Raw genomic sequence first — 2019 nt, 5'->3', positions numbered from 1 at the left:
CCCCAGCGCGAACGGCAGCACCGCCGTCGCGCCGGCCTGGCGCAGCACACGCGCCGCGACGGTGAGGGTCCAGCGGCTGTCCGCCAGATCATCCACCAGCAGCACCGGCCCCTCCGGCACCTGCAGCCCGTCGGCGGTGAACCGGTCCCACAGCCCCGCCACGCGGAAGGCACTGTTCCCGCCGGGGCCACCGGCAGGCCCGCCGTTCACGAAGCCGAGCTCTCCCAGGTACGGCAGTCTGCCGATCTCCGCAAGTCCGCGCGCCAGTGAGCCGGTCAGCTGCGGGCGCGAGCGCGATGGCATCCCGATCACCGCGACAGGGCGCTCATCCCACTTCCAGCCGGCGAGCACGCGCACGCACGCGTTCAGCACGTGCGGCGGGACTGGAGCGTCAGGAGCACCCGCCGCGAAGATCTCGCGCAGCGTGCCACCCCAGCCGAGATCTGTCAGTCGTGCCAGCGCACGCCCCTCCGCGGCCTGCTCCTCCGCGGCGATGCGCCCGCGAACGGGCACGCCCAGCCGATCAGCGCCCGTGGGCCACTGCCTGCGCGGCTCGATGGGCACGCCGACGCGGTCGAGAGAACCTGCGGCAGCAGTTCCGGCATCTGCCCCGATCTCGGTCGGGAACCAGGCGCCCGCGCAGTTGTCGCACCGCCCGCAGGGCGCGGCTGTGGCGTCGTCCAGCGAGCGCTGCAGGAACTCCATCCGGCATCCGCTGGTCTGCTGGTACTCGATCATGTGCTGCTGCTCGGCCCGACGCTCGGCGGCGATGCGCTCGTAGCGCTCGGCGTCGTACGTCCAGCCCGCTCCGGTCGAGACCCAGCCGCCCTGCACGCGCTTGACGGCGCCGTCGACGTCGAGCACCTTCAGCAGCAGTTCCAGCGGGGTGCGGCGGATGTCGACCCTGGCCTCCAGCGTCGGCGTCGAGATGGGCTGATCGCCCAGTGCGGCGATCACGCGCTCGGCCCGCTCACGGTCGGGCATGGATGCCGTGGCGAAGTAGTGCCAGATGTCCTTGTCCTCGGCGCCGGGCAGCAGCAGTACGTCGGCGCTCTCGCTGGCGCGCCCCGCACGCCCCACCTGCTGGTAGTAGGCGACCGGTGACGAGGGTGCGCCGAGGTGGATCACGAAGCCGAGGTCGGGCTTGTCGAAACCCATGCCCAGTGCGCTGGTGGCGATGAGCGCCTTGACCTCGTTGCGCTTGAGTTTCCCCTCGGATTCCTCGCGCTCGTCGGCATCCGTCTGCCCGGTGTACGCGCGCACGTCGTGACCGTGCTCGCGCAGAAGCCGCGCGGTGTCGACCGCCGCCGCGACAGTGAGCGTGTAGATGATGCCGGAGCCCGGCAGATCGTCGAGATGGCTGAGCAGCCACGCCAGTCGGCTCGCGGCGTTCGGCAGCTGCAGCACGCCCAGCCGCAGGGATGCCCGCGCCAGCGGCCCGCGGATGGTCAGCACCTCCGCGCCGCCCAACTGCTCGGCGACGTCCGCCACGACCCGGCTGTTGGCCGTGGCGGTCGTGGCGAGCACCGGGACGTCGGCGGGCATCTGCGCGATGAGGTCGCGCAACCGCCGGTAGTCGGGTCGGAAGTCGTGGCCCCAGTCGCTGATGCAGTGCGCCTCGTCGACCACCAGCATCCCGATCCGGCGCACCAGCGCCGGCAGCCGCTGCTCGCGGAACGCGGGATTGTTCAGCCGCTCGGGTGAGACCAGCAGCACGTCGACCTCGTCGCGGTCGAGCCGCTCCAGAACATCGGACCACTCGTGCGCGTTGGTGGAGTTGATGGCGACGGCGCGCACGCCCGCGCGCTCGGCCGCGCTGATCTGGTCGCGCATGAGCGCCAGCAGCGGCGACACCAGCACCGTGGGACCGGCGCCCTGCCGCCGCAGCAGCAGGGTTGCGACGAAGTACACCGCGGACTTGCCCCACCCGGTGCGCTGCACGACAAGTGCCCGTCGCCGTTCGGCCACCAGCGCCTCGATGGCCTCGTACTGGCCGTCGTGGAAATCCGCATCCGGGCG

1 protein-coding gene is annotated in these 2019 nt (G+C 72.0%); it reads right to left on the bottom strand.

The genetic code is table 11. The annotated features are described in order from the left end of the window. On the bottom strand, positions 1 to 2019 hold a 2019-nt coding region (locus WA967_RS15245), incomplete at both ends, for a RecQ family ATP-dependent DNA helicase (RefSeq protein ID WP_424424348.1).

It is taken from the genome of Microbacterium sp. (assembly GCF_049650565.1).
Classification (GTDB): Bacteria; Actinomycetota; Actinomycetes; order Actinomycetales; family Microbacteriaceae; genus Microbacterium.
This window is presented reverse-complemented; position numbering and strand designations above follow the sequence as displayed.